18 protein-coding genes are annotated in these 18422 nt (G+C 53.9%); 8 read left to right on the top strand and 10 right to left on the bottom strand.

The genetic code is table 11. The features are described 5' to 3' along the window. Nucleotides 1-9: 9 nt before the first annotated feature. Genes ACLJQD_RS06080 through manX form a run of 3 tightly spaced genes read right to left on the bottom strand, consistent with a single transcriptional unit; the run spans nt 10 to nt 2695 of the window. Nucleotides 10-861: a PTS mannose transporter subunit IID gene (locus tag ACLJQD_RS06080; RefSeq protein WP_001518647.1), complete on the bottom strand. Its 852-nt coding sequence runs from the start codon at nt 859-861 to the stop codon at nt 10-12. A gap of 12 nt (nt 862-873) precedes the next feature. Next, nucleotides 874-1674, bottom strand: a complete 801-nt coding sequence (gene manY, locus ACLJQD_RS06085; protein ID WP_000406918.1) for a PTS mannose transporter subunit IIC — start codon at nt 1672-1674, stop codon at nt 874-876. Between the two features lie 52 nt (nt 1675-1726). After that, nucleotides 1727-2695 carry a PTS mannose transporter subunit IIAB gene (gene manX, locus ACLJQD_RS06090; RefSeq protein ID WP_017441971.1) on the bottom strand — a complete coding sequence of 323 codons (969 nt, stop codon included), beginning with the start codon at nt 2693-2695 and terminating at the stop codon, nt 1727-1729. 317 nt (nt 2696-3012) lie between these two features. Between manX and ACLJQD_RS06095 the strand changes: the two genes are divergently transcribed. Both ACLJQD_RS06095 and yoaE read left to right on the top strand, forming a co-directional pair. Further along, nucleotides 3013-3180, top strand: coding sequence for a protein YoaL (locus ACLJQD_RS06095; protein ID WP_370739650.1), 168 nt, complete (start codon nt 3013-3015; stop codon nt 3178-3180). Next, a complete protein-coding gene (yoaE, locus tag ACLJQD_RS06100; protein WP_000421815.1) occupies nt 3168-4727 on the top strand; it encodes a CNNM family cation transport protein YoaE in 1560 nt (519 codons plus the stop codon). Before ACLJQD_RS06095 ends, yoaE begins: the two co-directional genes overlap by 13 nt. 21 nt (nt 4728-4748) lie before the next feature. On the opposite strand, the gene ACLJQD_RS06105 is transcribed toward yoaE, so the two are convergent. The 4 genes from ACLJQD_RS06105 to pabB all read right to left on the bottom strand — a co-directional run bounded on the left by ACLJQD_RS06105 (nt 4749) and on the right by pabB (nt 10062). Further along, nucleotides 4749-6350, bottom strand: coding sequence for an EAL domain-containing protein (locus ACLJQD_RS06105; RefSeq protein ID WP_017441972.1), 1602 nt, complete (start codon nt 6348-6350; stop codon nt 4749-4751). Nucleotides 6351-6487: 137 nt separating this feature from the next. Further along, the gene (gene sdaA / locus ACLJQD_RS06110; RefSeq protein ID WP_000624277.1) at nt 6488-7852 is read right to left on the bottom strand and encodes an L-serine ammonia-lyase; all 1365 of its coding nucleotides are present in this window, start codon (nt 7850-7852) and stop codon (nt 6488-6490) included. A 263-nt stretch (nt 7853-8115) separates the two neighbouring features. Beyond that, nucleotides 8116-8694: a CoA pyrophosphatase gene (locus ACLJQD_RS06115; RefSeq protein WP_017441973.1), complete on the bottom strand. Its 579-nt coding sequence runs from the start codon at nt 8692-8694 to the stop codon at nt 8116-8118. Nucleotides 8695-8697: 3 nt separating this feature from the next. Then, nucleotides 8698-10062, bottom strand: a complete 1365-nt coding sequence (gene pabB, locus ACLJQD_RS06120; RefSeq protein ID WP_017441974.1) for an aminodeoxychorismate synthase component 1 — start codon at nt 10060-10062, stop codon at nt 8698-8700. A gap of 80 nt (nt 10063-10142) precedes the next feature. Here pabB and ACLJQD_RS06125 point away from each other — a divergent pair, with 80 nt between their 5' ends. Continuing rightward, the gene (locus tag ACLJQD_RS06125; protein WP_000457328.1) at nt 10143-10322 is read left to right on the top strand and encodes a YoaH family protein; all 180 of its coding nucleotides are present in this window, start codon (nt 10143-10145) and stop codon (nt 10320-10322) included. A gap of 5 nt (nt 10323-10327) precedes the next feature. On the opposite strand, the gene ACLJQD_RS06130 is transcribed toward ACLJQD_RS06125, so the two are convergent. Next, entirely contained in the window at nt 10328-10672 is a 345-nt protein-coding gene (locus ACLJQD_RS06130; RefSeq protein ID WP_000029548.1) for a RidA family protein, read from the bottom strand. 131 nt (nt 10673-10803) lie between these two features. On the opposite strand from ACLJQD_RS06130, the gene ACLJQD_RS06135 reads away from it, so the two are divergent. From ACLJQD_RS06135 to rnd, 5 genes are all read left to right on the top strand, one after another. Beyond that, nucleotides 10804-12714 (top strand): ATP-dependent DNA helicase, encoded by a 1911-nt coding sequence (locus ACLJQD_RS06135; RefSeq protein ID WP_000128807.1) that lies wholly within the window; start codon nt 10804-10806, stop codon nt 12712-12714. 57 nt (nt 12715-12771) lie between these two features. Beyond that, on the top strand, nt 12772-13467 hold the full coding sequence (tsaB, locus tag ACLJQD_RS06140) for a tRNA (adenosine(37)-N6)-threonylcarbamoyltransferase complex dimerization subunit type 1 TsaB (protein WP_001221008.1): 696 nt from the start codon (nt 12772-12774) through the stop codon (nt 13465-13467). 71 nt (nt 13468-13538) lie between these two features. Next, nucleotides 13539-14120 (top strand): Slp family lipoprotein, encoded by a 582-nt coding sequence (locus ACLJQD_RS06145; protein ID WP_000290594.1) that lies wholly within the window; start codon nt 13539-13541, stop codon nt 14118-14120. A gap of 204 nt (nt 14121-14324) precedes the next feature. Further along, nucleotides 14325-16010: a long-chain-fatty-acid--CoA ligase FadD gene (gene fadD, locus ACLJQD_RS06150; protein ID WP_000758418.1), complete on the top strand. Its 1686-nt coding sequence runs from the start codon at nt 14325-14327 to the stop codon at nt 16008-16010. A gap of 72 nt (nt 16011-16082) precedes the next feature. Further along, nucleotides 16083-17210: a ribonuclease D gene (gene rnd / locus ACLJQD_RS06155; protein ID WP_017441975.1), complete on the top strand. Its 1128-nt coding sequence runs from the start codon at nt 16083-16085 to the stop codon at nt 17208-17210. A 121-nt stretch (nt 17211-17331) separates the two neighbouring features. Here rnd and minE read toward each other — a convergent pair whose 3' ends face one another. Then, complete coding sequence (gene minE / locus ACLJQD_RS06160) at nt 17332-17598, bottom strand: cell division topological specificity factor MinE (RefSeq protein ID WP_001185666.1); 267 nt, start codon at nt 17596-17598, stop codon at nt 17332-17334. Nucleotides 17599-17601: 3 nt separating this feature from the next. Further along, complete coding sequence (gene minD / locus ACLJQD_RS06165) at nt 17602-18414, bottom strand: septum site-determining protein MinD (RefSeq protein WP_000101047.1); 813 nt, start codon at nt 18412-18414, stop codon at nt 17602-17604. Between the last annotated feature and the right edge of the window lie 8 nt (nt 18415-18422).

Raw genomic sequence — 18422 nt, forward strand, 5'->3', positions numbered from 1 at the left:
ACAACAGCCTTATTGGCCCAGCAGTCCTACGGAGTAGCCGGCGATACCGATGACGAAGAAGCCCACGATAATCCACAGCGGGTTAACTTTCTTACGCAGCAGCCACATACAGGCAAAGGTCAACAGTAGCGGAACCAGCCCCGGCATCAGCTGGTCGAGAATGGTTTGCACGGTGGTAACGCGTGTCTGACCATCCTGACCGGTGATGGTGGAGACCACCAGCGGGATATTCACATGCGTCCACTTGTTAACCAATGCCCCCATGACAAACAGGCCGAGGATTGACGCCCCCTCAGTCAGTTTTTGCAGGAAGCCGCCGCCCATATCTTTAACGATATCGACGCCTTTGCGGTAGCCATAAGCCACGCCATAATAACGGGTCGCCAGACGCACCAGGTTAAACAGGATGAAAAACAGCAGCGGACCAAGCAGGCTGCCGCTCATCGCAATACCTGCGCCCAGCGCCGCGAATACCGGACGGACGGTACCCCAGAAGATAGGGTCGCCGACGCCTGCCAGCGGTCCCATCAGACCGACTTTGATACCGTTGATAGCGCCATCGTCAATCTCTGCGCCGTTCGCACGCTTTTCTTCCATTGCCAGGGTCACGCCCAGTACCGGCGCCGCAACGTAAGGATGAGTGTTAAAGAACTCCAGGTGACGTTTAATCGCCTGTTTACGCGCGTCATTATTCTCCGGATACAGGCGACGAATCGCCGGCACCATAGAGAAGCAGAAGCCCAGCGCTTGCATACGTTCGAAGTTCCATGACCCCTGGAACAGGTTAGAACGAAGAAATACGCCGCGAATATCGCTCGGAGTGAGTTTTTTCTCGGTGGTAGTTTTAGTCATATCAACCATTTCGCTCACCTGTTAGTCCAGTTCGTTGTCGAGATCGTTATTGCCAGCAGCCGCTGCAGGCGCGCCTGCTACACGGTTGTATTTCGGGCTCAGCTGGATGTAAAGAATAGCCATCACTGCGCCGATGACACCCAGTGCGACCAGGTTGAAGTTTGTGAAAGCCGCGGTGACGAAACCGAGGTAGAAGAACGGCATCAGGTAGCCTGCGCGCATCATGTTGATAACCATCGCATAACCAACCACGACGATCATGCCGCCAGCGATGTTCAGACCGCCTGTGACGACTTCAGGAATCGCATTCAGCATTCCCTGTACTTCGCTGGTGCCTACGGAGATGGCAACGATAACCGCCGGGATGGCGATACGCATTGCCTGCAGGAACAGAGAAGAAACGTGCAGCCAGGAGAGCGCCGTCAGGTTGCCGTTTTCAGCCGCCTTGTCCGCCGCGTGCTGGAATGCCACGGTGATGGTACGAACGATAATGGTCAGTACCTGGCCTGCCGCCGCCAGCGGTATCGCCAGCGCGATACCGGCGCCAATGCTTTGATGCCCGGCGATGACCAGAACGGTAGAGATGATGGACGCCAGTGCGGCATCAGGCGCAACGGCAGCACCGATGTTCATCCAGCCCAGAGCGATCATTTCCAGAGTACCGCCGATGATAATACCGGTTTTCATGTCCCCCAAAACGGCGCCGATTAAGGTACAGGCGATCAGCGGACGGTGGAACTGAAATTCATCAAGTACCGACTCCATACCCGCGATACATGCGACGATGAACACCAGCACAATCTGAAGAGTGGTAATCTCCATTGTACTTCTCCTATTGCTATCTTAAGTGTGAAAGCTAATTAAATGCCGGCGGTTATTTCGCCACTTTGGCAATTAAATCCATCATTTTCAGTTTCGGATCGGTGGAAACTTTACGCACCTCAAGCTCGATGCCGCGCTCGTTGAGCTTTTTAAAGGCTTCGATATCCTTTTCATCGACGGAAACGGCGTTGTTCACCTGCGTTTTACCTTGACGATAGGCCATACCGCCAATGTTCACGGAAGTGACTTTCACGCCGCCCTCAACGATGCGCTCGACGTCGGTAGGATTGGTAAACAGAAGCATCACGCGTTCACCGGCGTATTTCGGGTTATTGTAGACGCGAATCATCTTCGCGACGTCAACCACATGCGCCGTAACGCCCGGCGGCGCAACTTGCGTCAGCAGCGTTTTACGAACGGTATCCGCCGCCACTTCATCGCTCACAACAATAATACGGCTGACATTGGTCTCTTTGGTCCAGCGGGTAGCGACCTGACCGTGAATGAGGCGGTCATCAATACGGGCAAGCCCGATAACCATATAATCATTCGGGCCCATCGGTTTTGCCGGTGCGGCCGCTTTTGGCGCGGCGGCGACTGGCGCTGGCGCGGCTTTTTCTACCAGTTTCGCTTTCAGCGCTTTTACGCCTTCACGACCGGTTTCTACCGCCAGTGCGACCAGCTCGTCAAAGCTCGGATCGTCGTCACGAGCCATAAACGTTTCGACCAGCATCGGGATGTTGACGCCGGCAATAACTTCATAGCGCTCTTTATCGACGACAATGCGGCTGGCAGCATTAAACGGACTGCCTCCCCATGTATCAACGAGAAATAGCACGCCTTTACTGGTATCGAGTTTAGCCAACTGAGCGTTGTACTTTTCGATCAGCGTTTCGGCATTTTCGCCTGGAACGAAATCGATCCAGCCGACGTTTTCCTGCTCGCCTAACAGCATTTCGGCTGTTTTAAGTAACTGCTCTGCAGCCCAACCATGTGTGCCTATAACAATAGCAATGGTCACTTGCTACCTCCTTTATTATTGTCAACACATCAACTTGACAGATGTATTTTTTGAATCGCCGTCCGCAAGCGAATCGATTCAGATGAGGGTTACAACGAAAAACGCATGATTTTCGTGAATTATTTTAGATATCGAAAAAAATATTTTGTGTGATGGAGATCCGTAATTTTGTTTTCGATAATGAGAAATTTCGAAGTGTAAAATATCCCGGTTACATCTCTTTGCAAAGGAAGGTAAATCTTTGCCAAAAACCAGTTGTCTCTGTTATGTTTAGCTTCCGTTTAATTAGAATGGGGTATAGGGCAGCAGCCCGTTGTATGGATCGTCACCGACGTCATTTCACTCTTTGGCCGTTTTGCGCCTGTCAATCTGGCATATCTTGCCATAGCCTTACTTTGTTTATTGCGTTACCGCCTGCATCCTTTGAGATGTTGTGGGCGCCGTTTAGTCATTCCTTAAGCAGGAGCTTGTCATGGAATTATTAATGGATCCCTCAATTTGGGTGGGTTTACTCACGCTCGTCGTCCTGGAAATTGTCCTGGGTATCGATAACCTGGTCTTTATCGCGATCCTCGCCGATAAATTGCCGCCAAAGCAGCGTGACAAAGCGCGTCTTATCGGGCTCTCGCTGGCGCTGATTATGCGTCTGGCGCTGCTGTCCATTATTTCGTGGCTGGTGACCTTAACAAAGCCGCTCTTTACCGTCTGGGATTTTACCTTCTCCGGCCGCGATTTAATTATGCTGCTGGGCGGTATATTCCTGCTGTTTAAAGCGACCACCGAGCTGCATGAACGTCTGGAAAACCGCGAGCATGACACCGGACACGGTAAAGGCTATGCGAGCTTCTGGGTGGTAGTCACGCAGATTGTCATCCTGGATGCGGTCTTCTCGCTGGACGCCGTGATTACGGCGGTAGGTATGGTAAACCATCTGCCGGTTATGATGGCGGCGGTGGTGATTGCGATGGCGGTGATGCTACTGGCGTCAAAACCGCTGACCCGTTTTGTCAACCAGCATCCGACGGTGGTGGTGCTCTGTCTGAGTTTCCTGCTGATGATCGGCTTGAGCCTGGTGGCGGAAGGGTTTGGTTTCCATATTCCGAAAGGCTACCTGTACGCGGCAATTGGTTTCTCGATCGTTATCGAGGTGTTTAACCAGATTGCGCGCCGCAACTTTATTCGTCATCAGTCCACGTTGCCGCTGCGCGCGCGTACTGCGGACGCTATCCTGCGTCTGATGGGCGGTAAACGTCAGGCAAGTACGCAACATGAGACGGATAGCCCGGCCGCGATATCGGTGTCGGAAGGCGCCTTCGCCGAAGAAGAACGCTACATGATTAACGGCGTACTGACTCTGGCGTCGCGCTCCCTGCGCGGCATTATGACGCCGCGAGGCGAAATTAGTTGGGTGGATGCGAATCTCAGCGTAGCTGAAATCCGTCAGCAGTTACTCTCTTCTCCGCATAGCCTGTTCCCGGTATGTCGGGGCGAGCTGGATGAAATTATCGGTATCGTTCGCGCGAAAGAGTTGCTGGTGGCGCTGGAAGAGGGCGCGGACGTTGCGGCTATCGCCGCGTCTTCCCCGGCGATAGTGGTGCCGGAAACGCTTGATCCTATCAATCTGTTAGGCGTTTTGCGCCGCGCGCGCGGCAGTTTCGTTATCGTCACGAACGAGTTCGGCGTGGTGCAGGGGCTGGTTACGCCGCTGGATGTGCTGGAAGCGATTGCCGGTGAGTTCCCGGATGCCGATGAAACGCCGGAAATCGTTGCCGATGCCGAGGGCTGGATAGTGAAGGGCGGCACCGATCTCCATGCGCTACAGCAGGCGCTGGAAGTTGACCATCTGGTGAACGAAGAGGGCGATATTGCGACGGTCGCGGGGTTAGTGATCGCCGCTAATGGCCATATTCCTCGTGTAGGCGATGTCATTGATGTTCCGCCACTGCGGATCACCATTGTCGAGGCCAACGACTACCGTGTCGATCTGGTTCGGATTGTTAAAGAACAGCCTGCCCACGACGAAGAGGAATAACGTCACACGCAGGAATCAAGTCTATAGATGCGGCATCGCGGACATAATCTGTCCGTTATGTCGGGCGGGCGGCGGCGCGCTGCCCGCCAGCCACTGTGGAAATTCGCTAATGGGCATCGGCTTCGCATAGAGATAGCCCTGTAACATTTGCACGCCATGCTGGCGCAAATGCTGTGCCTGCGTCTGGTTTTCGACCCCTTCCGCCACCAGTTCAATATTCAGTCTTTGCCCCAGCGCGATAATAATATCGGTCACCGTTGAATTGACCGCATCGGTACCGATGGCGGCGGTGAAGGATTTATCGATTTTCAAAATATCCGGCCGCAGTTTTTCCAGCCAGGAGAGCGAGCTGTTTCCTGTGCCAAAATCATCGATGGCTAACTTGACGCCTTTACGATGCAACTCGCGCATCAGGCGGTAATCAACGTCAAGCAACGCGTCGCGTTCCGTGAGCTCCAGCACCAGTTGCTGAACAGGTTCCGCACTAAACCAGTACTGATTAAGATCCTTGAGAAGCACGCCGTGTCGGAAATGGCTTGCCGCCACATTGATGCCGATATGAAACTGATGGTTGACGGGGAAATAGTGCCGTTGCCGAATGGTTTCCGCAATCACATAGCGGGTCAGCGGCGCTATCAGGTTATGCTCCTCGGCGATAGGAATAAAAACATCCGGTGAGATCCAGCCCTGGCGCGGGTTATTCCAGCGTAACAGGATCTCAACGCCGGTACACTGCTGCGTGCGGGCATTAAGCAACGGCTGGCAAAATAGCTCAAACTCCCGTTCGGCAAGGGCCAAATTAATCTCCCAGGAAAAGCTCATTCTGCTGGCCGTTGCCAGCCAGGCGATATAACCGATCAACAGGCTAAGCAATACGGCCAGCGGTAACTGTGTCGGGAGATGTTTGAACGCCAGTACGCCTGCCGACGGCCCGCTGACGCTGATAGTAAAAGGGAAATGCCGCGATGAAAGCTGGTAACGCTCTTCATCTTTTTTTAATTCCGGAAGAGTATCGACCACGCCCCGACCATATAACAGGTGCCGTTTGCCGACCGTCAGGCTGGCGCTGGTAATTTGCGGCTGCTGCGGCTCAAGTAGCATAGTCGCCAGCAAGTCAATATTCACAATTTCCATCACGCCATCCTGTCCATCGGCAGAGGCGGGATACCACTGAATGAGGATCGGGCTTCCCTTGAGTAACGATTGGTCCGTGGAAAGTAGCAGCAGATCGCCAGCTGCGGGAAGATCGGGCTGAAGCTGGCGTATGGGAGTATTGCGGGCGCCAAAAATGCTTGAGCAGTAGAGAATTCCCTCTTTTACCAGCCCGATAGAACGAATGGTTTGCAGGCGGGCGGCTTGCTTACGCAACGGCAAATGCGCGGTCGCGCACGGAAGCTCAAGCAAGGGTAGCAGTATGTTTCGTCCGACCAGGAGAGGATGCAGCACATTATCCAGCGCATCAACGGCATGATTCGCGAATGCAACCGTGCGATGGTGATTTAAGTTCCGCTCCGAAATAAATCGGATGCTCAGCGTAAGAATGAGCGTGACCAGTGCACAAATCGTGCAAACAATGAAACGATTACGGCGATAATGATTGATGATCCGTTGTGCTGTTTGCATGCGGGCCGCCCAATAAGCGTTGGCGACAAAAGCCAACCGCGACACAGCAAGTGTAGTGGGGAAACGTGGAGTCGACGAGGAAGAGATAAAAATTTCGCCCATCCGTAGCAGATGGGCGAAGGGAGGGGAAACGGCGTTTAATCACACTGGACTTTAATAGCCAACCCGCCGCGCGACGTTTCGCGGTATTTGGCGTTCATGTCTTTTCCGGTCTCGTACATCGTTTCGATGACTTTATCCAGCGAGACGCGCGGCGCGCTGGTTCGACGCATGGCCATACGCGCAGCGTTGATCGCTTTAACCGAAGCAATGGCGTTACGCTCGATACACGGCACCTGCACCTGACCGGCAACCGGGTCGCAGGTCAGCCCCAGGTTATGCTCCATGCCGATTTCAGCGGCAACGCAAACCTGTTCCGGGCTGGCGCCCAACAGTTCAGCAAGGCCTGCCGCCGCCATCGAACAGGCGACCCCGACTTCGCCCTGACAGCCGACTTCCGCGCCGGAAATAGACGCGTTCATCTTATACAGCGCGCCAATAGCGCCTGCCGCCAGGAAGTAGCGGGTGTAAATATCCGGGCTGACAGACTCAATAAAATGGTCGTAGTAAGCCAGTACCGCAGGAACGATACCGCACGCGCCGTTGGTTGGCGCCGTCACGACGCGGCCGCCTGCGGCGTTCTCTTCGTTCACCGCCAGAGCAAACATATTCACCCAGTCAATGACGTTCATCGGATCGCTGGAAAGCTTATCGCTGGAAACCAGCATACGACGCAGCGCGGAGGCGCGACGCGGTACGCGCAGCGGCCCCGGCAGCACGCCTTCGGTATTCATACCGCGATCAATACAGGCCTGCATGGTCTGCCAGACGTGACCGAAATACTCTTCAATCTCTTTCTTGCTATGCAGCGCCAGTTCGTTTTGCATCACCATGCCGGAGAGTGAAAGGCCGGTACTGTTGCAATACTCCAGCATTTCTTTCGCCGATTTAAACGGATAAGGTACAGTAACCTCATTCGTCGCTTCCTGGCCGAAATGCTCTTCATCAACGATAAAGCCGCCGCCGATGGAATAGTACGTCTTGCTATAAATGACCGTGTCGTCATGCCAGGCGTGGATCTGCATCCCGTTTTCATGCAGCGGCAAATTGCCGTTGTGAAAACGCATTCCGTCATCTTTCGGGAAGTCGACTTCGTGACGTCCCTGGGCCAGTAACAGACGCTCGCGCGTTTCGACGTCGCGAATAAAACCGGGGATACTATCAATATCCACGGTAGCGGGTTCATTACCCGCCAGACCCATAATAATGGCGATATCGGTATGGTGACCTTTCCCCGTCAGCGACAGCGAGCCGTAGACATCGACAGCGACGCGGGTAACGTTATCCAGTAATCCTTTTTCGACCAGGTCATCGACGAACTGTTTACCGGCCTTCATCGGGCCAACAGTGTGGGAAGAGGAGGGACCAATCCCTACCTTAAACATGTCGAATAGGCTAATCACGATAATACTCCTGACAGGGCAACCGGGGCTTCCGGTTACGATGTTATAACTGCGCATAGTGTAAGAGGGAACGCTGGCATCAGCTTAACTATTCACATGAATTAAACTAATGAATAACCGCGTTTTTACTAATATTGCGACAGTAATCTCAAGTCGTGTCTTGCGCGCGTAAAGTTAAGTATATACACGTTGCCCTTCAGGCTGCCTCTTTGGGGGAGGCGATTGTTACCGCCTTGAGGCAACGTGAATGGCGTTGTGTACAGTCAGGGCTTTACGCCGATTTGCAGCGCCAGCTCACGAAGAATGTTTGCGGTCATGCCCCAAACGAAATAATGCTCATACCAGGAGAGCCATACGCGGTGCGAATTGCCGCGACGGTAAACATCAAGCGGATGATATCGACCCAGTTGCAACGCTTGCGCCAGCGGCATTTCAAACACCGCAGACACTTCGTCTTCACTGGCGCGCCAGGGGAGATTTGGCGGAATAATGCCGACCACCGGGGTGACCTGAAAACCGGTCACGCTGTCTACTGGCGGTAAAACGCCAATCACTTCCACGGCTTGCGGCGGGATGGCGACTTCCTCCTGCGCTTCGCGAAGCGCTGCGGCGATAAGCGAAGCATCGGTATTGTCCACGGCCCCGCCGGGAAAGGCGACCTGTCCGGCGTGTTTGCGCAAATGAATAGCCCGCTGGGTCAACAGCAGCCCCGGCTGGGGGCGGCGAACCACAGGGATCAGTACGGCTGCCTGACGTTGGTTCAACGTTTCATGAGTCATCTGCGGGCGCAAAAGCTGAAAGCGCGATAAGAAATGATCGAGCGTCAGACGGCTGGTATCCACGTATTAGTTCTCCAGTGGGTGCAGGATACGATTAACTTTATCAAAAGTTTCCTGATATTCCGCTTCTTCGTTGCTATCGGCCACGATACCGCCGCCGGCTGAGCAATAGAGTTGGCCCTGCGTTGCCGTGACGGTGCGGATAGTAATACTGGTATCCATCTTGCCGCAGAAACTCAGATAACCGATGCTACCGCACCAGGCGTTGCGTCGCTGCGGCTCCAGTTCGTCGATAATTTCCATCGCCCGCACTTTAGGCGCGCCGGTAATGGAGCCGCCGGGGAAAGCCGCGCGCAGCAGGTCGGTAGCATGAAGCGAGTCCGGTAAACGGGCGGTAATGGTGCTAACCAGATGGTGAACGGCAGGAAATGGTTCGACGACGAACAGTTCCGGCACTTTCACCGAACCCGGCACGGCGACCCGGCCAATATCGTTACGCATTAAATCGACGATCATCAAATTTTCAGCGCGATCTTTCATTGAGTTGGCCAGTTTCTGCGCCTGCTGACGATCCGCCTGCGGATCGTTAAGCCGTGGAAGCGTACCTTTGATCGGGCGCGTCTGAATATGACTGTTCTCCAGTTGGATAAAACGCTCGGGAGAAAGGCTCAATATGGCGCCGTCATGTAAACGAAGAAAGGCGCTGAACGGGGCGCGATTTGCGCGGTTAAGGCGTTCGAAAGCCTGCCATTCATCACCCTCGTAGCTCGCCTGAAAACGCTGGGAAAGATTGACCTGATAGCAGTCCCCGCTGTGCAGCCAGGCCTGCACCTGACGAAACTTCTCGCCATACTCGCAACGCGTCATATTGGATTGCCAGGCCGAGGTAAGCCTGAAGGGCGTGCGGGTCGGCGCGCGCTGGCCAGTGAGCCAGCGATATCGGGCGTCTGCATCGTGATAGCTTATCAGCGACACTACCTGTTTATGGTGATCGACAATCAGCGCCCAGTCGTAAAGGCCAATCGCCATATCGGGTAAAGCGATATCGCGCGCGGCAGTATCGGGCAGAATTTCGAAACGCCGCCCTAAATCATAACCAAACAGACCCAGCGCGCCGCCCTGAAAGGGTAAGTCAGGGTCAGGCTGAGGATGAAAAGGCAGCGCCTCCAGTTGAGTCTGCAAAACGTGTAACGGATCGTCGAGAGTGACGGTAGTCGTGCGCGCAGTACATACCGTGGTTTCCTGCGCGCGCGTGGTCAGTGTGGTGACAGGATCGGCGACCAGAATATCAAAGCGGTTATAGGGATGAATAGCATCACCTGAATGCAGCAGCATCGCCCAGGGCAAATGGTTTACGGGCGCAAAATAGTGTTCAGCGGCGTCCGGACGCCAGGGTAAGGTGATAACAGTGGGAGATAACGTCTTCATCATTCCTGACTCGTTACAACACTACTGGCTTACCGCCGGGTAGCGTGAAATAATTAGCGCTAACAATTTAGCAGGAGTTAATCATGTTTGCAGGTTTACCTTCACTCAGTCATGAACAACAGCAAAAAGCCGTAGAACGTATCCAGGAATTGATGTCGCAAGGTATGAGTAGCGGAGAAGCGATTGCCCAGGTGGCGGGCGAACTTCGCGCCAACCATACCGGCGAACGGATAGTGGCGCGTTTTGAGGATGAAGACGAATAACCGGCTTATACCGCCGCGACAATCTTAATCTCAACTTTATATTTCGGATTCATCAACCCGGCCTGTACGGTACAGCGTACCGGCGCATGGCCTGCGACGACCCACGCATCCCACGCCTTATTCATGGCGGCAAAATCCGCTTTATCGCTCAGGAAAATAGTGGCATCCAGAATACGTGACTTACTGGAGCCCTGTTTTTCCAGCACCGCATCAATTTGCGCCAGAGTATTCGCCGTTTGCTCAAAAGCATCGGCGTCCAGGTTTTCCGGCACGCCGGTATACCACAGCGTATTATTGTGGATCACCACGTCTGACCAACGATCTTCGGCATCAATACGCACGATAGACATCACTTATTCCTCATTTGCTTTCCATTTGAATGGCTCAAGACTGCCACAATGTGGCGCCGCCGTCACCTCTGTAACTGGCGTAAGCCTTTCTACCCTGACATAATCCCCTGTGCAAATTAACAGGGGGCAGTGTGACGGACGATTTTGCAGCAGATGGCCAACTGGCCAAAGCGATAACCGGCTTTAAACCGCGCGAACCACAGCGACAAATGGCGGTTGCCGTAACACAAGCGATTGAAAATGCGCAGCCTCTGGTTGTTGAAGCCGGCACCGGAACCGGGAAGACCTATGCTTACCTCGCTCCGGCGTTGCGCGCCGGGAAAAAAGTCATTATTTCGACCGGGTCGAAAGCGTTGCAGGATCAACTCTACAGCCGCGATCTGCCAACGGTAGCAAAAGCGTTGGCGTTTACCGGTAAGACGGCCCTGTTGAAAGGACGTTCAAACTACCTCTGCCTGGAGCGGCTGGAACAACAAGCGCTGGCGGGCGGCGATTTACCGGTACAAACGTTAAGCGACGTGATATTGCTGCGCTCCTGGTCAAATCAGACGCGGGATGGCGATATCAGCACCTGCGTCAGCGTGGCGGAGGATTCCCAGGCCTGGCCGCTGGTCACCAGTACCAACGACAACTGCCTTGGCAGCGATTGCCCGCTCTACAAAGAGTGCTTTGTGGTGAAAGCGCGTAAAAAGGCGATGGACGCGGATGTGGTGATTGTAAACCACCACCTTTTTCTTGCGGATATGGTAGTTAAAGAGAGCGGATTTGGCGAACTTATCCCTCAGGCTGAAGTAATGATCTTCGATGAAGCCCACCAACTGCCTGACATCGCCAGCCAGTATTTCGGACAATCGCTCTCCAGCCGTCAGTTGCTGGATTTAGCAAAAGACATCACCATCGCCTACCGGACGGAACTGAAAGACACTCAACAGTTGCAAAAATGCGCCGATCGCCTTGCCCAGAGCGCCCAGGATTTTCGTCTGCAACTGGGGGAGCCCGGCTACCGGGGAAATTTGCGTGAACTGTTAGCCGACTCACGTATCCAACGGGCATTTTTACTGCTGGATGATACGCTGGAGCTTTGTTACGACGTGGCGAAGCTGTCGCTGGGCCGTTCAGCGCTGCTGGATGCGGCTTTTGAACGCGCCACGCTATACCGTTCACGGCTGAAACGCTTAAAAGAGATCAATCAGCCGGGATACAGCTACTGGTATGAGTGCACCTCGCGCCATTTCACCCTGGCGCTGACGCCGCTCACCGTGGCGGATAAATTCAAAGAGGTGATGGAACAGAAGCCCGGTAGCTGGATTTTTACCTCGGCCACGTTGTCGGTAAATGATGATCTTCACCACTTTACCGCCCGTCTGGGAATTGAACAGGCAGAATCCATGCTGCTGCCCAGCCCATTCGACTATACGCGCCAGGCGTTACTCTGCGTACCGCGCAACCTACCGCAAACCAACCAGCCCGGCGCGGCGCGACAGTTGGCGGCTATGCTCAGGCCGATTATCGAAGCCAATAACGGGCGATGTTTTATGCTGTGCACCTCGCACGCCATGATGCGCGATCTGGCGGAGCAGTTTCGCGCCACCATGACGCTGCCAGTATTATTGCAAGGGGAAACCAGTAAAGGCCAACTGTTACAGCAATTTGTTAGCGCCGGCAACGCGCTGCTCGTCGCCACCAGCAGCTTCTGGGAAGGGGTGGACGTGCGCGGCGATACGTTATCGTTGGTGATTATCGACAAATTGCCGTTTACCTCCCCGGACGACCCGCTGTTAAAAGCGCGAATGGAAGACTGTCGTTTGCGCGGCGGCGATCCGTTTGATGAGGTTCAACTGCCCGACGCGGTGATTACGCTGAAGCAGGGAGTAGGGCGGCTGATTCGCGATGCGGACGATCGCGGGGTGTTAGTGATTTGTGATAACCGGCTGGTGATGCGGCCCTATGGCGCCACGTTTCTCGCCAGCCTGCCTCCTGCGCCGCGCACGCGTGATATCGCCCGTGCCGTTCGCTTTCTTGCGATTCCATCCGCCGAGTAATTTGTTACGGAGTATGGTAAGATGCGCGCTATTTTATTGATCTAAGCACGAAACCTCATGCGAATTCTGGCTATCGATACCGCCACAGAGGCCTGTTCTGTCGCCCTGTGGAACAACGGTACTATCAATGCTCACTTTGAGCTTTGTCCACGAGAACACACTCAACGTATCCTGCCCATGGTGCAGGAGATTCTGGCCGCCGGCGGCGTCTCGCTCAATGAGATAGATGCGCTGGCGTTTGGGCGCGGTCCGGGCAGCTTTACCGGCGTGCGTATCGGCATTGGGATTGCGCAAGGGCTGGCGTTAGGGGCAAATCTGCCGATGATCGGTGTTTCGACGCTTGCCACGATGGCGCAGGGCGCGTGGCGTAAAACCGGCGCGACCCGCGTACTCGCCGCGATTGACGCGCGGATGGGCGAAGTGTACTGGGCGGAATACCAGCGTGATGCGCAGGGCGTCTGGCAGGGCGAAGAGACGGAAGCGGTGCTGAAACCGGAACGGGTCGGCGAGCGGTTGAAACAGCTTTCCGGCGAGTGGGCGACGGTAGGAACGGGTTGGTCCGCGTGGCCCGATCTGGCGAAGGAGTGCGGTCTGACGCTTCATGATGGGGAGGTGTCGCTCCCGGCAGCGGAAGATATGTTGCCCATCGCCAGTCAAAAGCTGGCGGCAGGAGAGACCGTTGCCGTGGAACATGCCGAGCCGGTTTATTTGCGTAACGAAGTGGCGTGGAAGAAACTTCCCGGCAAAGAATGACTCTCACTACTATTACCCCCCATACTTTATGCTGTGGGGTGGAATAGAGGTCGAGAAAAAGGAGTCGCATCATGGCGGTTCAAAAAAGGTTAATAAAAGGGGCGCTGGCGTGCGCTTTCGCGCTTATGCTGAGCGGTTGCGTGACTATTCCGGATGCCATTAAAGGTTCGAGTCCGACGCCGCAGCAGGATTTGGTGCGGGTGATGAATGCGCCACAGCTCTATATCGGGCAAGAGGCGCGTTTCGGCGGTAAAGTTGTGGCGGTACAAAATCAGCAGGGAAAAACCCGGCTTGAAATCGCGACCGTACCGCTCGACAGCGGCGCGCGTCCTGTTCTGGGCGAAGCCTCGCGCGGCAGAATTTTTGCCGATGTGAACGGTTTTCTGGACCCGGTGGACTTCCGTGGCCAGTTAGTTACCGTTGTCGGCCCGATAACCGGCACGGTTGACGGTAAAATCGGCAATACGCCGTATAAATTTATGCTGATGCAGGCTACCGGCTATAAACGCTGGCATCTTGTTCAGCAGGTCGTCATGCCTCCACAGCCGATCGATCCGTGGTTTTACGGCGGACGCGCCTGGCCTTATGGCTATGGCGGTTGGGGATGGTATAACCCTGGACCCGCAGAGGTTCAGACGATAGTAACAGAGTAACCCTTTGTTTTATCAATAAAAGAAACAGCGGCTGGTCCGCTGTTTCTGCATTCATAGAGACATAATAAAAATAAATAGTGACGCGCTTCGCAACCTTTCAGTTGCGTAATTAATAAACTGGTACGCTGAGTTAATATAATGTTAACGGCTTGTTTATTAACTGGGGTTGTGATGACGACGAACACTCATTTTAGAGGTGATGCATTGAAGAAGGTTTGGCTTAACCGTTATCCTGCTGATGTTCCGGCGGAGATCAACCCTGACCGTTATCAATCCCTGGTTGAACTGTTTGAACATGCGGCGACGCGCTATGCCGATCAGCCTGCGTTCGTCAATATGGGGGAGGTAATGACCTTCCGCAAATTAGAAGAACGTAGTCGGGCATTTGCGGCTTATTTACAACAAGGGCTGGGACTCAAAAAAGGCGACCGTGTGGCGCTGATGATGCCAAACCTGTTGCAGTATCCCGTCGCGCTATTTGGTATTTTACGCGCCGGCATGATTGTGGTGAACGTTAACCCGCTGTACACGCCGCGCGAACTTGAGCATCAGCTTAACGATAGCGGCGCGGCGGCAATCATTATTGTTTCTAACTTTGCCCATACGCTGGAAAAAGTGGTCGAGAAAACGTCAGTACAGCACGTTATTCTGACGCGGATGGGCGACCAGCTTTCTACCGCCAAAGGTACGGTTGTTAACTTTGTCGTGAAATACATCAAGCGTCTGGTGCCAAAATACCACTTGCCAGATGCGATCTCGTTTCGCAGCGCGCTACAGCATGGCTACCGTATGCAGTATGTCAAACCCGAGGTTGTCGCTGAAGATCTGGCTTTCCTGCAATATACCGGCGGTACGACGGGCGTGGCGAAAGGCGCGATGTTGACCCACCGCAATATGCTGGCGAACCTGGAGCAGGTGAAAGCGACCTATGGGCCGCTGCTGCACCCGGGGAAAGAGCTGGTAGTGACCGCGCTGCCGCTGTATCACATTTTTGCCTTAACCATGAACTGTCTGCTTTTTATCGAGCTGGGTGGGCAAAACCTGCTGATTACCAATCCGCGTGATATCCCCGGCCTGGTCAAGGAGCTGGCGAAATATCCATTTACGGCGATGACTGGCGTTAATACGCTATTCAACGCCCTGCTCAATAATAAAGAGTTTCAACAGCTGGATTTTTCTTCGCTGCATCTGTCAGCCGGCGGCGGGATGCCGGTGCAAAACGTCGTTGCGGAACGTTGGGTAAAGCTGACCGGGCAATACCTGCTGGAAGGCTACGGGCTGACCGAGTGCGCCCCGCTGGTGAGCGTCAACCCGCATGATATTGATTATCACAGCGGCAGTATCGGCCTGCCAGTACCGTCAACAGAAGCCAAACTGGTGGATGACGATGACAATGAAGTCGCGCCGGGTGAGGCCGGAGAGCTTTGCGTGAAAGGCCCGCAGGTTATGCTGGGATACTGGCAGCGTCCTGACGCGACGGATGAAATCATTAAAGATGGCTGGCTGCATACGGGCGATATTGCGGTTATGGATGAAGACGGCTTTCTGCGGATTGTCGATCGTAAGAAAGATATGATTCTGGTTTCTGGTTTCAACGTTTATCCAAACGAAATTGAAGATGTGGTGATGCAGCATTCTGGCGTGCAGGAAGTCGCGGCGGTTGGCGTGCCTTCCGGTAGTAGCGGCGAAGCGGTGAAGCTTTTTGTGGTTAAGAAAGATCCGGCATTGACTGACGATGCGTTGATCACCTTCTGCCGTCGCCATCTGACCGGATATAAGGTGCCCAAACAGGTCGAGTTTCGCGAGGAATTACCAAAATCTAACGTTGGGAAAATTTTACGACGAGAACTGCGTGACGAAGCCCGTGGCAAAGTAGACAATAAAGCCTGAGCGTTAAGTCAGCTAACGAGAGACGCCGGTTAAGCCGGCGTTTTTTTTGGCGCGAACCAAAGAGAACACGATTTGAATTACCAAATGATTGAAACGGACGATGCGCTGGCGAGCCTGTGTGAAGATGTCCGCGCATGTCCGGCTATTGCTTTAGATACGGAATTTGTCCGTACCCGCACCTATTACCCGCAGTTAGGATTGATCCAGTTATTTGACGGGGCAAATGTCGCCCTGATCGATCCGCTCGGCATCAGCGACTGGTCGCCGTTAAAAGCGGTGTTGCGCGATACGGGAATCACCAAATTTCTGCACGCGGGTAGCGAAGATCTGGAAGTATTTCTGAATGCGTTTGGCGAACTGCCGGAACCCCTGATTGATACGCAAATTCTGGCGGCGTTTTGCGGGCGTCCGCTGTCGTGGGGGTTTGCGTCGATGGTAGAAGAGTATACGGGCGTGGCGCTGGATAAAAGCGAGTCTCGTACCGACTGGTTAGCCCGGCCTTTAAGCGAGCGTCAGTGTGAATACGCGGCGGCGGATGTCTGGTATCTGTTACCGATCGCCAAAAAGCTGATGATTGAAACTGAAGCCGCAGGATGGCTGCCTGCCGCGCTTGATGAGTGTCGGTTGATGCAGCAGCGTCGTCAGGAGATTCAGGCGCCGGAAGAGGCATGGCGGGATATCACTAATGCCTGGCAACTGCGTACCCGCCAGTTAGCCTGTCTGCAACTTTTAGCTGACTGGCGGCTGCGTAAGGCGCGTGAGCGCGATATGGCGGTGAACTTTGTTGTGCGTGAAGAAAACCTGTGGGCGGTCGCGCGTTATATGCCGGGCAGCCTCGGTGAGCTGGATAGCCTGGGGCTTTCCGGCAGCGAGATTCGTTTTCACGGCAAGACGTTGATATCGCTGGTGGCGAAAGCACAGGCATTACCGGAAGAGGCATTGCCGGAACCCCTGTTGAATCTGATGGACATGCCGGGCTATCGCAAAGCGTTTAAGGCCATCAAAGCGCTGGTGGCGGAGGTGAGCGCGTCGCATCACGTCAGCGGCGAGCTACTGGCATCGCGTCGGCAGATTAATCAGTTGCTTAACTGGCACTGGAAATTAAAACCGCAAAATGGGCAACCGGAATTGATTTCCGGCTGGCGCGCCGAACTGATGGCGGAGAAGTTAACTCTTCTGTTGCAGGAGTATCCGCGTTAACGACGGTAATTGCCGGGAAAACGGCCAGTGAAATAAATGTCCGTATTCGGAATAATGTAAAAAAATAAAAAAGGCAGATTCTTCTGCCTTTTTTAATCCAGGAATTTTCCCATAAAAGAGCTTATTTTGACTCTTCGGCTTCCGGCAACGTTACGTTAAGTTCAAGGATGGAGATATCACCATCTTTTTGCTCAAGCTGGACGGTAACCATTTCCGGATCGATTTGTACGTATTTACAAATGACCTCAAGAATATCTTTACGTAACTGCGGTAAATAATGCGGTTCGGCATCGCTACGGCGACGTTCCGCGACAATGATTTGCAACCGCTCTTTTGCAATATTAGCGGTACTCTTTTTCCGCGAGAGAAAAAAATCCAGTAATGCCATAATTTATCCTCCGAACAGGCGTTTGAGGAAACCTTTCTTCTCTTCTTCAATGAAGCGGAAAGGACGTTCTTCTCCCAACAGACGATCTACGGTATCTGCATAGGCTTTACCCGCATCCGCAGTGGCGTCAAGAATCACCGGTTCGCCCTGGTTAGATGCGCGCAGTACGGATTGATCTTCCGGGATCACCCCGACGAGTTTAATACGCAGAATCTCCAGTACATCTTCCATGCTGAGCATGTCGCCTTTATTGACGCGGCCTGGATTGTAGCGCGTCAACAGGAGATGTTCTTTAATCGGTTCTTCGCCATTTTCTGCGCGACGAGATTTCGATGCCAGAATACCCAGAATACGGTCCGAGTCACGGACAGAAGAGACTTCCGGGTTGGTCGTAATGATCGCTTCATCGGCAAAATAGAGCGCCATCAGCGCCCCGGTTTCGATACCCGCCGGCGAGTCGCAAACGATGAACTCAAAGTCCATCGCTTTCAGTGAGTCCAGTACCTTAGCGACGCCTTCGCGCGTTAGCGCGTCTTTATCCCGGGTCTGCGACGCCGGAAGAATGAAGAGATTTTCAGTACGCTTATCTTTGATCAGCGCCTGATTCAGTGTCGCATCGCCCTGAATGACGTTTACAAAATCGTAAACGACACGACGTTCGCACCCCATAATCAGATCGAGGTTACGCAGTCCGATATCAAAATCAATGACGACAGTTTTCTTTCCCTTCTGGGCCAAACCTGTAGCGATGGCCGCGCTGGAGGTGGTCTTGCCAACGCCCCCTTTACCCGAAGTAACAACAATAATGCGTGCCATAAAAATTC

This window comes from Salmonella sp. SAL04214 (genome assembly GCF_046550615.1).
GTDB lineage: Bacteria > Pseudomonadota > Gammaproteobacteria > Enterobacterales > Enterobacteriaceae > Salmonella > Salmonella enterica.

What these genes read in the sequence shown, in the direction of transcription:
- ACLJQD_RS06080 (WP_001518647.1), bottom strand. Translation starts at nt 861, where the DNA reads ATGGTTGATATGACTAAAACTACCACCGAGAAAAAACTCACTCCGAGC.
- manY (WP_000406918.1), bottom strand. Translation starts at nt 1,674, where the DNA reads ATGGAGATTACCACTCTTCAGATTGTGCTGGTGTTCATCGTCGCATGT.
- ACLJQD_RS06095 (WP_370739650.1), top strand. Translation starts at nt 3,013, where the DNA reads ATGGATCGTCACCGACGTCATTTCACTCTTTGGCCGTTTTGCGCCTGT.
- yoaE (WP_000421815.1), top strand. Translation starts at nt 3,168, where the DNA reads ATGGAATTATTAATGGATCCCTCAATTTGGGTGGGTTTACTCACGCTC.
- ACLJQD_RS06105 (WP_017441972.1), bottom strand. Translation starts at nt 6,350, where the DNA reads ATGCAAACAGCACAACGGATCATCAATCATTATCGCCGTAATCGTTTC.
- pabB (WP_017441974.1), bottom strand. Translation starts at nt 10,062, where the DNA reads ATGATGAAGACGTTATCTCCCACTGTTATCACCTTACCCTGGCGTCCG.
- ACLJQD_RS06125 (WP_000457328.1), top strand. Translation starts at nt 10,143, where the DNA reads ATGTTTGCAGGTTTACCTTCACTCAGTCATGAACAACAGCAAAAAGCC.
- ACLJQD_RS06130 (WP_000029548.1), bottom strand. Translation starts at nt 10,672, where the DNA reads ATGTCTATCGTGCGTATTGATGCCGAAGATCGTTGGTCAGACGTGGTG.
- tsaB (WP_001221008.1), top strand. Translation starts at nt 12,772, where the DNA reads ATGCGAATTCTGGCTATCGATACCGCCACAGAGGCCTGTTCTGTCGCC.
- ACLJQD_RS06145 (WP_000290594.1), top strand. Translation starts at nt 13,539, where the DNA reads ATGGCGGTTCAAAAAAGGTTAATAAAAGGGGCGCTGGCGTGCGCTTTC.
- minE (WP_001185666.1), bottom strand. Translation starts at nt 17,598, where the DNA reads ATGGCATTACTGGATTTTTTTCTCTCGCGGAAAAAGAGTACCGCTAAT.
- minD (WP_000101047.1), bottom strand. Translation starts at nt 18,414, where the DNA reads ATGGCACGCATTATTGTTGTTACTTCGGGTAAAGGGGGCGTTGGCAAG.